Consider the following 15,919-nt stretch of genomic DNA (forward strand, 5'->3'; position numbering starts at 1 on the left):
AGATGACAACCTATTTCAATGAACAAGAGAGCATCCAGTCACGCTTAGGTACGGACGAAAAACGCACGCTGAAAGTGCTTGCTGATCGCTATATCGGAGCCAATCCGCCTGTGCCGTTTGCTTTTCGGGCGTTCAATCGAGCAGGTATTCTGCAAAATGACGAGGGGTTATTCGATCTCAATCTTCGTCATAGATTTCCTGAGGCAAAGCAGGGGCAAATTTCTTATGCTTATTCGCTTGTATGGAGTGATAGTGACCGGAATCTAGACGTGTTGATGCGTTGTTTGGGCCCGGTTCAGTTTTACTTTAATGATGAACTATCCTACCGTTCCAACGTTATAGATGAGCTGAAGCCGGATGCGACTGTCAAATTAAACCTCAATTTCGTCAAAGGCTGGAATCGTCTTTTCATAAAAGCGAAAGTGACCCCGGCGGGATTCGGCTGTTTATTCGGATCGGATGAAGCTAAAGTAAGAATTCTAAATGTGCGTTCTCCTTTTGCTGAAAGAGCGGGCCAGGCGGGATGGGTGTATTCCGTTCCAATCGACGCTGATCTGTTCGAGGAGAATCCGCTGCCGGCATCGTTCTCTTCCGAGAAGGAGCAGGGCCTTAATTGGCTTCCGGGATCGGACTGGAGTGAAGAGGAGTTGGCGTTACAAGTTTGCGAGCGCTTATTCGGTCTTCAGCCAGGCAAGCGGGCCTACGCTTGGACCCAGCTGAACGCTACCGGCATGGGCCGGGCTCCTTATGTGTTAAAAGGGAGCACAACCGGACCGCTGACGGTCTGGGTGAACGGTCATCCAGTCGCTGCGGTCCAAACGGAAGGCAGCTTTGAAGTGGAGCTGCTGCTCGCCTTCGGCAAACACGATATGGTGATCCGCAGCGAGTGCGAACTGGCTTCACGCGCGTGGGGCTTCACCGTGCAGGCTTATGCGGGCGGAGAGCATTTACCGTTCCATGCGCCTGTAGACGTGCATGGCTCGAATGAGGCATGGCTCTATTTGGGTCCTTTTGATGCAAATGTGGAACTGAATGAGAACGAAATCGCTACGACGAAGCGAGTTTTTGCGAACCATTATTGGCGCTTAGACCGCCCGGAGACGTGGATTCGTCCCTATTATGAGAACGCCATGCTGAGCAATAAATGGACCGTTGGCAATGTGACCAACTTTGCTCGCTGGGATTATCCGCTGGGGGTGACCATCTACGGGCTGCTGCAAACCGGCCGTTTGCTGGAACGGCCGGATATTCTCTCGTATGCGCTGGAGCATGTTCAAAGCTGTACGGATATGTTCGAGTACTCGCTATGGGACCGCGAGCAGTACGGGTTCCCGGCCATCAATCAGCAGCTGGTCATGATGAAAATGCTCGACAACTGCGGATCATTCGGATCGGCCATGTTGGAATCGTATAAGGAAGATCAACATGCAGGTTATCTGCCGATTGCACAAAGGATTGCCGACTTCATGCTTCTGCAGTTGGAGCGGAAGGAAGACGGAGCCTTTTATCGTGTGTGCCAGGATGAGTATTCGGAGAATACCATGTGGGCGGACGACCTTTATATGAGCACGCCTTTCCTGTGCCGCTATGCGGCAGTAACGGGAAATCGTGAAGCGCTGGATGAGGCGGCGAAGCAGTTCCTATTATTCCGGAACTACTTATTTATGCCGGAGCAGCGCATCATGTCCCACGTATTTGATTTCAAATACGGGATGCCGACAAGGATTCCGTGGGGGCGCGGCAACGGATGGACCTTATTCTCACTGACCGAGGTGCTGGAGGCTTTGCCGGCAGATCATGCGCTTCGCGCTGAGCTTGTCCGCTTCTTTAACGAGCTGTGCGCAGGTTATGCCGAGCTTCAAGCAGCAAGCGGACTGTGGCATCAGGTATTGAATGATCCTGATGCGTATCTAGAGGCTTCTTGTACGGCGATGTTTGCGTATTCGTTTGCCAGAGGCGTCCGCTTTGGCTGGCTCGCGGAGCCGCAGCGGTACATACAGGCTGCGCTTAAAGCATGGGATGGCTTAACGCGGTATGCCATAGACGCGCAGGGTAACGTGCACGGCGTTTGCAGCGGCTCGCGGTATGCTTTTACAGCGGACTATTACAAGAAGGATCTGCTTACCGTTACGAACGATAACCATGGGGTAGGCATTATGATGCTGGCGGGTACGGAGATCGTTAAGCTGAAGGGTTGGTTAAAGGAACTGGCAAGCAGGGATTGAAGACCGTCTGTCACGGCGGATTTTATATTCAAAAAGTTCTATTTTTCTTTGTCGATTTCTGACAGGAATAGCGCTTATAGTTCTTTCCTCTAGTATGCGAGAGAGATTCTCTCGATATATTAGAGGTTTTTTTTGTGTTTTCTACAATTTTTTACAGGTAACCTAAGCAAATAGTGCTAAAGGTACATAGTATAGGATTATGGCAGTCATACAATTTGCTAGATTCATATAACATGTCCGCCATTATACCAATACATTGCGAGGTGAGTAGGATGATGCTTCCGATTAATGCAAAGGCTAGCCAGAAAACGGTTGATGTTTTGAACTATTTGTATGCAATATCAGGTTCCAAAACATTAACAGGTATTCATAACTGGCTGGAGGACCCCAGTGGTTATGTCAATGAAATTAACAAACTGTACGGTGATTACCCTGGTGTTGCCGGGTATGAAATGGGACCCATTTCAGGTCAGACAGCTGCGCAGGTCACATCTCAAAGACAGAATGTAACGAATGCAGCGAAGAAATATGTTCAAAGTGGCGGTATTGTGACCGTGATGTGGCATCAGAATTATCCACTCACAACCTACACCTGGTCCAATGTTCAAAGGAGTACGACGGATGCGGAATTCAACCATGTGTGTACGCCTGGTACAGCAGAGTACAATTGGTTAATCTCGGAGTATGACAAGGTTGCGGTTTTTTTGAAACAACTCAGAGATGCCAACGTTCCTGTTCTTTGGCGCCCGTACCATGAGATGAACGGTGGCTGGTTCTGGTGGGGGAAGAAGCAAAATTTTAAGCTCCTCTGGGACATTATGTATGATCGGTTTACGAATTTTCATGGCTTAAATAACTTGCTTTGGGTTTGGAACGCCAATGCACCTAAGAGTTCAGACATTAACCCTTACTTGACACATTTCGTAGGGACAAGCAAATGCGATATTTTAGGAACGGATTTATATATGTATGGGAGTGAACCCTTTAAGCAGGAATATTATGATGGTCTCGTGGCTATTTCAGGTGGCAAACCGGTTGCTATTGCAGAAATCGGTCAATTATTTCCGAGCTCAACCTTTGCGAAGCAACCCAAATGGGCATGGTTCATGGAGTGGGCAAATTATTTATATGACTATAATACCTCCGCTCAGCGATATGCCTTATATTCGACTTCTTTAGAAAGAATGTTGAGTCGAAGTAAGATCAATATCCCCACAACACCGATTCCGGATACGCAAGCACCGACAATGCCATTGAATTTGGCGGCGTCTTCCAAGACCATGACTTCGGTTACACTGACATGGATGGCATCCACGGATAATATTGGCGTTACGGGGTACGAAGTTTATGTAAATAACACAAACTTAGCGGGAACTACGACCACGACCAGCTTCACGGTCACGGGTCTAACGGCGAATACGGCGTACCGTTTTCTAGTAAAAGCCAAAGATGCTGCGGGAAATAATTCTGCTTTTACGCCACCGTTAACGGTGACAACCGATGCCATTTATACGGGGTTTGTTCGTGGAATTAATTTCGGAGGGGCATCTGTCACGATGGATGAGCAAGCATGGTTAGCGGGAGATAATGTTCTATTCACGTATTCCTCCAATACCAAAACTTACGTCAATTCGCCGGCAATTACACCGGTTCCAGCTGTTGATAGCGTTTCAAGCGTAATGCTTAATTCTAAAATTTATGCTTCAGAATCCAGTTTTACGGTTGCTCAAGCGCTGTCCAACGGCAATTATCAAGTGTATGTTTGGTCTCTTGAAAGTTCTCAAACAAATCCATCTGCTTTCGATTTGGTTCTTGAAGGTAGCCAGGTAACAACAGCTCCAATCGGTATATTAGCGCTAAACAGCTGGGCCAAATATGGTCCTTACGGTGTCACCGTAAAGGCCGGCGTGCTGAATATGGAGGTACGACGGGTAATTGGCGATCCGAGCCTGGCGGGGATGGCCATCTACACAGCCGCCGTGTAAAGCAGAAAGTCCGACACCCACTTATCGTGTGTGTCGGACTTTCTGCTTTCATTGCTCTGTTAGCATGTGAAGGAATCGATAAAACGTAAATCGATACCGAAAAACATCCAGGAGAAACCATTCCAACGGAAGCCGGCAATGGAATTACGACCGACAAAAGTCGGATAATACCAGAACTGCTGGCCATTGCTTAGCCATACATAGGTGAAGCGGAACATGCAGCGTCTAATGCCACCCGGATCTACAGCGAATGTAGAACCAGCCACAGATTGCGGCTTTTGCGGGGTATACGCAGGCGGAGCCGAAGTTGGCGCTTGCTCATTGCCGCCTGGCACGCCAGGTTGCCCTGGGAATCCAGGCTGCCCCGGGAATCCAGGTTGCCCTGGGAATCCAGGTTGCCCTGGGAATCCAGGTTGCCCTGGGAATCCAGGCTGCCCCGGGAATCCAGGTTGCCCCGGGAATCCAGGCTGCCCCGGGAATCCAGATTGCCCTGGGAATCCAGGCTGCCCTGGGAATCCGGATTGCCCTGGGAATCCAGGCTGCCCTGGGAATCCAGGCAAGCCCATGCCAGGCAAGCCGGGAAGCCCGAGCATGCGTGTGTCATATACAGGTACCCAAGCGTAGGCTTGCGGTACAGGATAGCCGTATGCATAAGGCACGGATTGAGGATAGGCTTCCGCATACGCAGGGTCAATTTCGGGCTGCTGCAATACGTCAGTGTCCCGTTCCAACTGCCGAGTCTCTTGTTTTTTGTTTGAAGTCATGGATGTAAGTTCCTCCTTAGGTTAAAGCGGATTAGTCGATACTTACTATATGCAGGAGGCTAGACGAATGTCACGGTTAGAACTGGTCAAGAGGAGAGATTTTGCCAAACTATACCATTAGTCCTAATTATATTTTGATTTATGAAGGCTCTAGTCTTTTTATCCTAGTGATAAAGGGAAAATACGGGATTTACCTCCCATGGTTGGAACCTAATTTGTCGTATATAATAGAAATTGGTTATATTTTGAAATAATTGGGGCGGGGTTAATTGAAAGAACTTACGGGGAAAATGTTGAAATACGATGTAACAACGAGCTATGGGCTTGTATTGGCACCAAGCTTAACCGTTCTTACGGCAGAGCATTTAGATTTATTTAGACAGCATCGTATTGACTTCATGGACATTATTACGACAAATCCCCAAGAGCAACTGGAACAAGAACTAGTCGTCGCCGACACCCAAGATTCTTCAGAAATTCTAGTACAGCAAGCTTCTCAGCTCGCCAAGAAAATATTTGAGCAAATAGAGTCAGAGAATAAAATCCCATTGCTTGAAATTAAGAGTCAACTCATTCCTATTGTTCAGCAAGCTGCCGAACATCCTGATTTATTCGAATTGCTTGAAGCTGTCAAAGCCAAAGATGAGTACACGCATCAGCACAATGTCGGAGTAGGGGTACTTTCGACCCTAATTGGAAAGTGGCTTAAGATGGATGATAAAGAGATAGCCTTGTTGACGCTAGCTGCTACTTTGCATGATGTTGGTAAAATTAAAATATCGCAAGACATTCTCCAAAAGCCGGGGAAATTAACCAAAGATGAATTTAACACCATGAAACAGCATACCATTCGGGGCTATAACATGCTTAGGGAAACGGTAGGAGTCAACTACCGAGTTTCACTTGTTGCGTTGCAGCACCATGAGCGAGCAGACGGAAGTGGATATCCTATGGGTTTAAAAGATAGCCAAATCGATCGCTTGAGCCGGATTGTTGCCGTTGCCGATGTCTTCCATGCCATGTCCTCGAATAGACCTTATCATGACATGATGCCGTTCTACGAAGTTGTGCGACAGATGCGCGCAGGGCTTTTTGGAGAGTTGGATCCACATATCGTATCCGTGTTTCTGAGAAATATTATTCGAAGTTTAGTTGGCAGGAAAGTGAAATTGACGGATGGTCGATGGGCGGAAGTCGTCTATATTAATCCAACAGATGATACAAATCCACTTGTAAGAGTCGATGAAGCATTTGTAGATCTTAGCCGAGAACGCCACATTCATATAAAGGAAGTTGTTGTATAATGCATAATTCAAACGCAGAGAATACAGTTTTGCAACAATTTTTCACAAATTATGGGCTGACGCAGCGAGAATCGGAAATCCTTTCCCTTATCGCAACTCACGGGTACACAAACAAGGAAATTGCTGAAAGCTGTTGCATCAGCGAGAAAACAGTCAAGATTCACCTAGCGAATATTATGAGTAAAATCGGCATTGGCTCGATGCGCCGGCTGCTGGCACTACTTTTGCAGCAAGCGTTGATGGTTTCAGGACTTAAAAGTGAGAAGAATTTAGTGAAATCCGTAGGGATGAATTAACAAAAAGAGAAGGCCTTTCGAGGTGCTTTTCTTTTTTTTTTATATGCATTTTAGGTGATACAATTTGGAACTTAATAAAGGAATATTTTGTTGACATGATACGAAAAGTATCTTAAAGTAATAATAGAATTAAGATACAAATAGTATCATTTAATTTCGAAAAAGATGACTTCTCACGGAGGGGAAACATGGAAATTAATTTAAAAGAATATTTGATGCTTATAAAGAAGCGTTGGTGGCTTATTGCATTAATTGTATGTGGTAGCACCATTCTAACCGCCATGTATACGACAGCCAATTATGTTCCGATTTATCAGGCTTCGACAAAATTGATTGTCAACAAAACATCTGAACAGGGTCAACTAGGTACAGAGCAAATCGATTATGGAGCAATCGGCGTTAATATGGCCCTCATTAATACTTACAAAGAAATCATTAGAACTCCGGCAATTATGGATAAAGTAGTTCAACGCTACCCTGACCTCAACGTATCTACCGACCAATTAATTTCTATTGTTAATGTGTCGAACCTCAATGAAACGCAAGTGATGTCGATTACGGCCCGACATATTTCACATGATCGAGCGGTGAAGATTGCGAATGCCGTATCGGATGTTTTCCAAACCGAGATCCCCAAAATTATGAAGGTCGATAATATCACCATTCTGAATAGAGCCAAAGTTCAGGACAATCCTATACCTGTCAATCAAAAGTCGAACCAATATATCATTCTTAGTTTTGTTGCCTCGCTCGCTGTTACAGTTGGTATCATTCTTCTGCTCGATGCTTTAGATGATACTTTGAAAACGGATGAAGATGTTCGAGAGGCTTTTGAACTCTCAACCTTAGCTTACATACCGAAAGTGAAAACCAAAGCACTAAGGACGGCGCAGAAAAATAAATCCAGAAAAAAAGTAGAGGATATTGCTTATGCCAAAACTATCCACTGATGCTTCCATAACGATGCAAAAGAATCCCAACTCTCCTGCATCCGAGGCTTATAGATCTTTAAGATTTAATATTGATTGCTCGGTATTCGGGCGTGAAGCAAAGACAATTACCGTCACATCTTCAGGCAGAGGGGAAGGGAAAACAACGACGGCTATTAATTTAGCCGTTGCGTATGCACAAACGGGCAAGAAAGTGGTGCTCGTAGATGCCGACCTGCGAAATCCATCGATTCACTTAACGTTTCGTGAAGATAATGGAAAAGGGCTGACCAATTATCTGGCTAATCAGAGTACATTGAACGAGATTGTGCGGGAATCTTACATTGAAAATTTATCATTTGTAACCTCGGGTCCGGCCCCTCAAAATCCCTCTGGCTTATTGGCATCCCACCAAATGGATGTCTTGCTGGCAGAGCTTAGTACGACATATGACATGGTTATTGTGGACACTACGTCTATTCTAACGGTTACAGATGCCAAGATTATGGCAACAAAGTGCGATGGGACACTTCTCATCGTCAAATCCGGTAAAGTCAAACGCGGGATCGCCAAGAAAGTGAAAGAAGAGCTCCATCTGGCAAATGTGAATTTAATTGGCGTCGTCATGAATGAAGTTAAAAGCGATCATGCGTCGTCGTACCTTTGACCGTTGCGGGAAATCAAAGTAAGGGGAGAGAGTTTATATCCAATGAGAAAAAAACGGCGGAAGCAGCAACCGAAAGTCGTGAGAACCCTTTGCATTTTGACTTTAAGCATTGGCATATTGGCCGGGTGCTCGGATACGGCAGTAAACAATGCGGACAGCAATTCCATGTATAGTGATCAAGCACCGAAAAGCATTAAAGTCTTCAAGGTTATTAAACAAAAAATAGGTGACCCATTGGAACGTGTAGCAGAAGCACAATCATCAGCCCAATTTGACCTTACATCCAAGGCAGCCGGAGATATTGATCAGATTTTGAAAAAACGCGGAGATATGGTTCAAGAAGGCGATGTGATTCTTCGGTTGAGATCCGGCGATCTCCAAACACAGAGAGAGACCGCGGCTCTTGCTGTGCAAACGGCTCAGGATGCGATAGAAAAAGCGAAAATAAGAGCTAAAAAAGACACGCAAAACCAAAAGTTGGATATGAGCAATGCCATTCAAAAGATGGAGTTGTCGATGACTGGTTTAATGCGAAATTACAATAAAATGAAAAACGATTATGATATCGGACTGGTTACGAAAGCTCAGCTATACCAGATGGAGACTCAAATGATGAGTGCCCGCATGGATCTGGATCAGCTTAAACAGAAACTAAGCGCTGTAGAACCGCAGGAAGTTTCTCCTGAATTGGACGTGCAGCTCAAAAATGCTCAGGTTAACCTGCAGCAGCTTGACCAAGCTATGAAAAACCTTGAAGTGCGAGCTACGGTAAGCGGCTTATTGACGGAGATGCCGATGGAAGCGGGCATGGCGCTGCAGCCGGGAGCTAAGGTCGGGGTTATTCAAAGACTGGACCCGATTAAAATTAAAGCACAGCTATCGGAAGCGGAAACGAACCAAATCGGTAATAAGACTCAGCTTTCTTATTTCGTAGTGGGAGCAAATGAGAAATTCAAGGGAGCCATCAGCTATCTCTCCAAAGTGATCGATCCCGAAACGAAGGCCTATGAAATTAATCTCGAAGTGCCGAATAAAGATTTGTCATTGAAACCTGGAATGAAGCTGAAGCTTCAACTGACGGAAGATCAGGACCAGATTGTAGTGACGGTTCCTACCTACAGTATTGTTAAAGAAGGTGACAATGCTTTCGTATTTGTGCTCAATGGAGACACCGTAGAGAAACGCAGCATTCAATTAGGCAGATTGAACGAGCCTAATCAAGAAGTGCTCTCGGGCCTCAAAGAGGGAGAACTGGTCGTAAAAACGAGTCCAAGTCAGTTAAGCAATAAAGAAAAAGTTCAAATGACGGCTATTGAAGAGCAATAAATAAAATTGGAGTGACTTGACTTGAAAATAAATTGGAAACATACGATGGTTATGTTCATTTTATCCGTTTCACTCGTGATTCCATCAGCGGCTTTCCATGTAGCAGCCGATGAAAAATATGCCTCAACAACGACGGTGAAAAGCTATCCGTTGACGAGTGATATCAAGGTGGAAGTGAAAAGTATTTTAAACGAATCAACTCCTGAAGGAGCTCGAATCGGCACTGTTGTACGCCTGTATAATGATGGGGATCGCCTAACGGGCGTACCGGAGTATGAAGTTCGTGCCAAGACGCAAGAAGGCTTGGAATATATCATGCGTCCAAGTCAGGCTAACGCCAAGAACATTCAGCCCAAAGAGACGGTAGAGCTTAGTTATATGACGGTCATCGAGCGCTTTGATGTCTTTTCATTAACGGATCTTTCCTTCTATGATGTTGACGAATTCGTCTATCCCAAGCAAGAAAAGAAAATCATATCCCTGCCGATTTCCGACATAGAATGGAAGGGTGAAAAGGCTAATCTTACCGATCCTTCCACGATGAAGAAGTGGGATGATCAGTTTACGATCCCGGTGCTGTCCAGCACGCTGTCATACAAGCCGGTTAGTCTTACTGAACAGAATACGCCGGACGGGCCTATGACCATTGTGGCATTGCTTGCTAAAAATACGGGGGATAAGAAAACCAACATCCCTGACTTCCGGATCAATGGCAAATTAGAGAATAAAATTTATAGTGGAAAACGGATAGAGAAAGATCCGATCACCCTCGACCCTGGGGAAGAGAATTATGTTCATTATGCCATTCCGATCAGAAATAAGATGGATTTGAAAAGTTTATCGGTCCTGACGCCAGAAGACTTTGTAGGTGAGGACAAAAAACATACCGAATATTTGATTGGCAGATTGACAATTACACCGCCAGGAGCCAACGATGTACGGTACTTTATGAATCAATTGTCACAATATGAGTGGAACAAACCGCTTCAGATAGATCCTTTAACGAAGCTGATTCGGCCAGAAATCAGTGTTTCCATGGTAGATCTTCGTGTCTATGAAAGCGCGGGTGGCGGTTTTAAAGCGGCTGTGGCCAAATTCAGGCTGCTCAATAAAAGTGAGAATCCCTTGCCGGTTCCTCTCTTTCAGACGGTCCTAACCAGCAGCAGCGGTAATAAATATTTGGGTACAAGACAAAATACGCAGGTGGAATCACTCATTCCTAACCTAAGCTACGTCATCTACTATTCCTTTATTATTCCTAATGCAGAAAACGGTGAGCAGTTGGCCATGGAAATTACGGATGGGAAAAGTGTAGAGCCTTACAACCTTCCACTTGCAGCCTTCAAGACGAAAGTTATGGATGAGACGGACGATAAGGATGCAGCCTTCTTTCCTTTCCAAGTCACGTTGAATAATTGGTCAATTGGAATCAACTACAATATGGGACAAGGAAGCGTACCCTACTCATATAAAAACAATCTGGATTTCGGGATTAAACTTCAGGATGAAATCGTCGTTGATAAAAGCTTTTCTCAAATGAGGCTTGAGTTCGCCGATGCCAAAAACAGAATCATGGCTTCCAAAGTGTTATCCTTTACAGGAGATAATAAGCTGATTAGCGGTGCACAATCCATCGATTTTAACGCGGACCGATTGGAAAATACCGTCTATCTTCGGATCTATGAAATCATTGATACACCATTTGGTGAAGCAAGACGCCTTGTCCAAACTATGAAACGATAGGAGAGCGAATGCGATGAAAGACGAAACGAAGAAGGTACCCAAAGTATATATTCGCCCAATGGTTCTAAGTCAACAGCCGGTTCGCTTTGAGACAGCGCAGAGCTGGAATAAAGGCCACGGCAATTTGAATCACCCTGGTAAAGGAAATGGCGGCATTAATTATCCCAACCCTCCGTATACCGGACCTCATAATGGCAATGGAAACGGCAAAAATAAGTGAAATTAGTCGAAGAGGTTAACGGCTAACTGCCGTTGACCTCAACGATCAATAAAGTCCCAAGGGGATGTACAATGGCGCGCATGCACACAACGATTGGGGAGCATCTTGTTCAAATGATTTGCGACTCCGATCAGATGACGTACTGGATTGAGCGGAATTTCCCAGTGGTAGATACGAGCAATCGGAACCCGGATCTCTTCATTAAACTGACAGAGGGATATGGGACTCCTTTTGTTGACTATCACGTGGAGATTTCCAAAGACTCACACAAGATTTTATTTCAGAGGGCAGATTACAGCATCGAGACTAGTTTGGATTATCGGGAATCTAACATTTCTGTGCATAATGAGTTGGCGCTAAAGCACGCGTTAATGAATCTATACAGCTCCTATCTGGTCTATCATCAGTGGGGACTGCTGATTCACTCATCATGTGCGATAGATAAGGGCAAAGCCTACATGTTTGCGGGACACTCGGGGGCCGGCAAATCTACGGCGGCTAAGCTATCGCATCCCCGGGAGCTGCTTTCCGATGAGGCAACCATTATTAAAATCACTCCTGGTCAGGTTACCGTCTATGATTCTCCATTTCGAAGTGAACTGGGAAGAACAGGTGTAGGTGAAGTTAGTCCGTTAACCAACATATATCTCTTGCATCAGGCCATGGAACATCATATCGTTCCGCTTAGCAAATCGAACAGCCTTCTTTTTCTTATGAATAAAGTGTTTTATTGGTCTCACAGTTTGGAAGAAACAAGGAACATCTTCCGACTGCTGCAGCAAGTCGTTCATTCGGTTGCAATTTCCGAGCTGCATTTTCAAAAAAACGAGACATTTTGGGAGCTGATATCCTGATGACCAAATACCTTCGAATGAATGATTATGAGTTTATTCAGCTGGATGTGGAATGTATTATTTTGAACACGGATGAATTTACGCTGACGAAATTAAATGAAGTAGGCGGCTACTGCTGGTCGTTACTTGGTGAGGCACAGACAGTAAGCTCAATAAGCGAGGCAGTTCGTGAGGAATTCGCAACCGTCGGCGAGAGTGTCGAAGAGGATGTTGAAGCCTTTTTAACGGAGATGATAGGGCGGGGTTTGGTCCAATATGCTGTTTCCTAAAGAATCCATACAACTTCTTACACGTGTGATGGCCAAAAATGGCTGGATTGAACTTCCGGCGCGAGGAACGAGTATGTATCCCTTTATCAAAAAAGGTGACATTTGCCGATTCAGCGTTACTAGCACGGAAAGCATAAAGAAAGGCGATGTCCTTTTATTTCGTACATTAGGCGGAAACTTGGTGGCTCATCGATTTTGCCGGATGGTCACAAGGAATCAACAGCTGTATTACCTATGCAAAGGTGACACCAATTTAAAGCATGACGAAGCAATTGGGCTGGATCAATTGATCGGGAAACTGACTTGGATTGAGCGGAAAAGGCGGATCATCCATACAACGGATCTATATGCTCATGTTTGGGGAAGAATTATTCTAACATTTCCAATGATTGCGCTATTATTAAGATTTTATCTAAATAGGAAAGAAAGCTTTCAAGTCTAGACTTACAGTGGAGTGTCGCGGGTATGATGGGAAGATTGGCCATAAAAGATGTTCGCACGACTTACTCCATATTGAAGCCCTACATGATTGCGCATCGTAAGGCATACATGGGGCTATTCCTCTTGTTATTCGTGGATATCGCCTTAACGTTATCCTTCTCATGGTTCTTTGGCCATCTCACGGATGCGGCTATTCATAGTCATTTTGGACGAATGAAATGGTTGGTGCCTTTAGGCGCGTTTCTCGTTGCTGTAAGTATTGCAGCGACGTATCTGACAACACTGTGGGAGACCATCGCAACCAATGGGGTAAAAAGGGACTTCTCCGCTGATGTGTTCAAACATATTATGCAGCTGCCTGGAAAGCACATCGACGGTAAACATTCTGGGGATCTATTGGCGCATTTCACGAATGATATTCATAACCTGGATGGCATTATTGGCAGCAGCATTATTTATTTGGTTAAATTACCGTTCATCTATCTGGCTGTTTTCATTTACTTGCTTCAAATTAGTTGGAAGCTAGCGCTCGTAAGCATGTTTGTGGCTCCTGTTGCCATGGTTTCCGGAGTTATTTTTGGTTTCATGCTTCGAAAAAATAACCGGTTGATTCAGGATTTAGTAGCACGAATGAACGTGCTGCTGAATGAAACGTTCAGCGGTTTGTTCGTTATCCGTTCTTTCCTCATGGAAAAGTTCATTTTCGCCAAATATGTAAGTAGGAATCAGGAACTATATGCACTAGAGCTGCGGAATGCCAAATTGCGCGGATGGTTTTATGTGGGGAGCCAGGCGGCTGCTTCCGTCACATTTCTGATAAGCCTATGTTTGGGTTCGTACTACGTCTCAAGCGGTGTCCTGACTGTAGGTGCCCTATTAACGTTTATCAACCTTGTTAACCACTTGGTATATCCGCTGACAGAGCTGGCCGGACAATGGGCAGGCCTGCAAAAATCCGTTTCCGCCATGGAAAGGATATTTAAGATCCTGGATACAGAGATTGAATCCGACAGCTTGCCTGAGGCGATTGCCTATAAGCCTATGTTGTCAGCCATTCACTTCAAAGATGTTTCGTTTAGCTATGATGGGCAGAAGCTTGTTTTCGATCAATTTAATTTGCAAATTCCGCCCGGAAAGATCGTCGCTATTGTCGGTTTAAGCGGGGCAGGAAAGAGCACGTTGTTCCACTTGCTTCAGGGCTTTTATTTGCCGCAAGCTGGTAGCATCACAATCAACGGTCATTCGACTGCTGCGCTGACTGTTTCCGAACAGAGAAGCTTATTCGCTCATGTTTCCCAAGAAACCGTGTTGTTCAGCGGTACGGTCCGAGAGAATCTGCAGCTAGCCAAACCTGGCATCACAGATGCCCAGATGATACAGGCGGCGTCTATTGCCGGCATACATACCTTTATCACCTCTCTTTCGAATGGGTATGATACCGAAATCGGGGAGAGAGGCTCTAGACTTTCCGGTGGGCAACGGCAGCGTATGGCTATTGCACGTGCCCTGTTAAAGGATGCGCCTATCCTCCTGTTGGATGAAGGGACGTCAGCTTTGGACAGCGAAACGGAGTATCATGTGCAAAAGGCGATGGAAAAGCTGCTGCATAATCGCACCACGTTAGTGATTGCTCATCGACTATCCACCGTGCAAAATGCGGATCTCATTATTGTTATGGATGAAGGAAAGATCATGCAGATGGGCCGTCATGAAGAGATCATTAGGCAGGAAGGGCTGTATCGTCGATTATACCGGTTGCAGTCGGAGAAAGGAGCTTCAAGTGATGATCATTCCTTTGATACAAGCGTTGTATGATCCGCGGGCTTCTTTTCCTCAGGATGTTACCTTTTATGAAAAAGCGTTAGAGGATATTGCTTACTTTGGCGTAGCTTCCCAGGTTTATTTCTTAATCCAACAGCAAGGCAGAGGGTCGCAAGTTCCGCTCTTTTTTCAAGAACGATTAAAACAAGACTATGATGAAACGTTATATCTCAATCTTTTTATTAAAAATCAAACGGACCGGCTGCTGAAGAAATTCGAAGAGTTGGCGATTTCTGTCATTCCGCTTAAAGGCGTCTATTTTGCTGAGAAATATTTTGGTCACCTTGGAGCCAGAGGGACAACCGATATTGATGTATTGGTGCAGAAACATGATTTGGAGAGGGCTATTCAGTGTGTGAAGTCGCTGGGGTATACCATCGAGCAGGATTGCACAACGTCGCATTTCCACTGGAGCTTGTCTAAACCGCTGCCTTACTGTTCGGTTCCGCTCACGGTTGAACTCCATTGGGATTTCCTGATCGAGAAAACATCAAACTTAAATATGGACGAATTTTGGGGAGAAGCGTTGCCGATGGCATACTTCCAATATGTCAAGGAGCTGTCTGTTTACCATTCGTTTTACATGATTTGTCTACATGGCTGGAGTCATTATATGAATTCGCCCAAATATTTTATAGACATTATCCAAATTCTCCATGCAAGGCGAGATCAGATTGACTTTAATCGATTATTAGAGGATGCCGCTACACATAAAACGCTGCGCCGAATGATAAGAACATTGCTTATCGTGTATCGTTATTTTCCTCATTTATCGGCGATCAAGGAATTGCCGTTGCCATTGCCGCTTCAAAGCAAAATTAACTTTGAGGGGGCGTATAGGGGAAGCAAAAGTCGAAATATTAAGCAATTTGTAAGTAAAGTTTATGATAAGTTTTTCAATTTTGATTCCCTTGGACATTCATGGGCAGCACTCGTTCAATTCGTATGTAATTTAGGAAAAATGATGTTTTCGAGCGAGATGAAAAAGTTTTAGTTAGCAGTTGACAGTAAAGAAGTAAGATGATATCCTGAAATTGTTCTCGATAAAGAACGACAAGTGGTCAAATAAATGAAA

Annotated in this window: 15 protein-coding genes; 14 read left to right on the forward strand and 1 reads right to left on the reverse strand. The window is 45.0% G+C overall.

The window, feature by feature from the left end; genetic code table 11:
* The first annotated feature begins 2 nt into the window (after positions 1 to 2).
* Entirely contained in the window at positions 3 to 2,225 is a 2,223-nt protein-coding gene (locus tag RQP52_RS21995; protein ID WP_315953842.1) for a glycoside hydrolase family 88/105 protein, read from the forward strand.
* Positions 2,226 to 2,497: 272 nt separating this feature from the next.
* Entirely contained in the window at positions 2,498 to 4,210 is a 1,713-nt protein-coding gene (locus tag RQP52_RS22000) for a glycosyl hydrolase (protein WP_315953843.1), read from the forward strand.
* Between the two features lie 59 nt (positions 4,211 to 4,269).
* Here the strand turns inward: RQP52_RS22000 and RQP52_RS22005 are convergent, their stop codons facing one another.
* Positions 4,270 to 4,776: a collagen-like domain-containing protein gene (locus RQP52_RS22005; protein WP_379174098.1), complete on the reverse strand. Its 507-nt coding sequence runs from the start codon at positions 4,774 to 4,776 to the stop codon at positions 4,270 to 4,272.
* Positions 4,777 to 5,243: 467 nt separating this feature from the next.
* Between RQP52_RS22005 and RQP52_RS22010 the strand changes: the two genes are divergently transcribed.
* From RQP52_RS22010 to RQP52_RS22065, 12 genes are all read left to right on the forward strand, one after another.
* Complete coding sequence (locus tag RQP52_RS22010; RefSeq protein ID WP_315953844.1) at positions 5,244 to 6,278, forward strand: HD-GYP domain-containing protein; 1,035 nt, start codon at positions 5,244 to 5,246, stop codon at positions 6,276 to 6,278.
* The gene (locus RQP52_RS22015; protein ID WP_315953845.1) at positions 6,278 to 6,574 is read left to right on the forward strand and encodes a response regulator transcription factor; all 297 of its coding nucleotides are present in this window, start codon (positions 6,278 to 6,280) and stop codon (positions 6,572 to 6,574) included. Before RQP52_RS22010 ends, RQP52_RS22015 begins: the two co-directional genes overlap by 1 nt.
* Before the next feature lie 188 nt (positions 6,575 to 6,762).
* Positions 6,763 to 7,524 (forward strand): YveK family protein, encoded by a 762-nt coding sequence (locus RQP52_RS22020; RefSeq protein ID WP_315953846.1) that lies wholly within the window; start codon positions 6,763 to 6,765, stop codon positions 7,522 to 7,524.
* Complete coding sequence (locus RQP52_RS22025; RefSeq protein ID WP_315953847.1) at positions 7,505 to 8,170, forward strand: CpsD/CapB family tyrosine-protein kinase; 666 nt, start codon at positions 7,505 to 7,507, stop codon at positions 8,168 to 8,170. Before RQP52_RS22020 ends, RQP52_RS22025 begins: the two co-directional genes overlap by 20 nt.
* 96 nt (positions 8,171 to 8,266) lie before the next feature.
* Positions 8,267 to 9,496: an efflux RND transporter periplasmic adaptor subunit gene (locus RQP52_RS22030; RefSeq protein ID WP_315953848.1), complete on the forward strand. Its 1,230-nt coding sequence runs from the start codon at positions 8,267 to 8,269 to the stop codon at positions 9,494 to 9,496.
* Positions 9,497 to 9,517: 21 nt separating this feature from the next.
* Positions 9,518 to 11,239 (forward strand): hypothetical protein, encoded by a 1,722-nt coding sequence (locus tag RQP52_RS22035; RefSeq protein ID WP_315953849.1) that lies wholly within the window; start codon positions 9,518 to 9,520, stop codon positions 11,237 to 11,239.
* 13 nt (positions 11,240 to 11,252) lie between these two features.
* Complete coding sequence (locus tag RQP52_RS22040; RefSeq protein ID WP_315953850.1) at positions 11,253 to 11,459, forward strand: hypothetical protein; 207 nt, start codon at positions 11,253 to 11,255, stop codon at positions 11,457 to 11,459.
* A 71-nt stretch (positions 11,460 to 11,530) separates the two neighbouring features.
* Positions 11,531 to 12,313: a hypothetical protein gene (locus tag RQP52_RS22045; RefSeq protein ID WP_315953851.1), complete on the forward strand. Its 783-nt coding sequence runs from the start codon at positions 11,531 to 11,533 to the stop codon at positions 12,311 to 12,313.
* Positions 12,313 to 12,582 (forward strand): PqqD family protein, encoded by a 270-nt coding sequence (locus RQP52_RS22050; RefSeq protein WP_315953852.1) that lies wholly within the window; start codon positions 12,313 to 12,315, stop codon positions 12,580 to 12,582. The genes RQP52_RS22045 and RQP52_RS22050 overlap by 1 nt, the downstream gene beginning before the upstream one ends.
* On the forward strand, positions 12,569 to 13,024 hold the full coding sequence (locus RQP52_RS22055) for a signal peptidase I (RefSeq protein ID WP_315953853.1): 456 nt from the start codon (positions 12,569 to 12,571) through the stop codon (positions 13,022 to 13,024). The genes RQP52_RS22050 and RQP52_RS22055 overlap by 14 nt, the downstream gene beginning before the upstream one ends.
* 23 nt (positions 13,025 to 13,047) lie before the next feature.
* On the forward strand, positions 13,048 to 14,838 hold the full coding sequence (locus tag RQP52_RS22060; RefSeq protein WP_315953854.1) for an ABC transporter ATP-binding protein: 1,791 nt from the start codon (positions 13,048 to 13,050) through the stop codon (positions 14,836 to 14,838).
* Positions 14,807 to 15,838: a nucleotidyltransferase domain-containing protein gene (locus RQP52_RS22065; RefSeq protein ID WP_315953855.1), complete on the forward strand. Its 1,032-nt coding sequence runs from the start codon at positions 14,807 to 14,809 to the stop codon at positions 15,836 to 15,838. Before RQP52_RS22060 ends, RQP52_RS22065 begins: the two co-directional genes overlap by 32 nt.
* The last annotated feature ends 81 nt before the right edge of the window (positions 15,839 to 15,919 follow it).

The sequence above is a fragment of the Paenibacillus violae genome (genome assembly GCF_032461945.1).
GTDB classification, from domain to species: domain Bacteria; phylum Bacillota; class Bacilli; order Paenibacillales; family NBRC-103111; genus Paenibacillus_E; species Paenibacillus_E violae.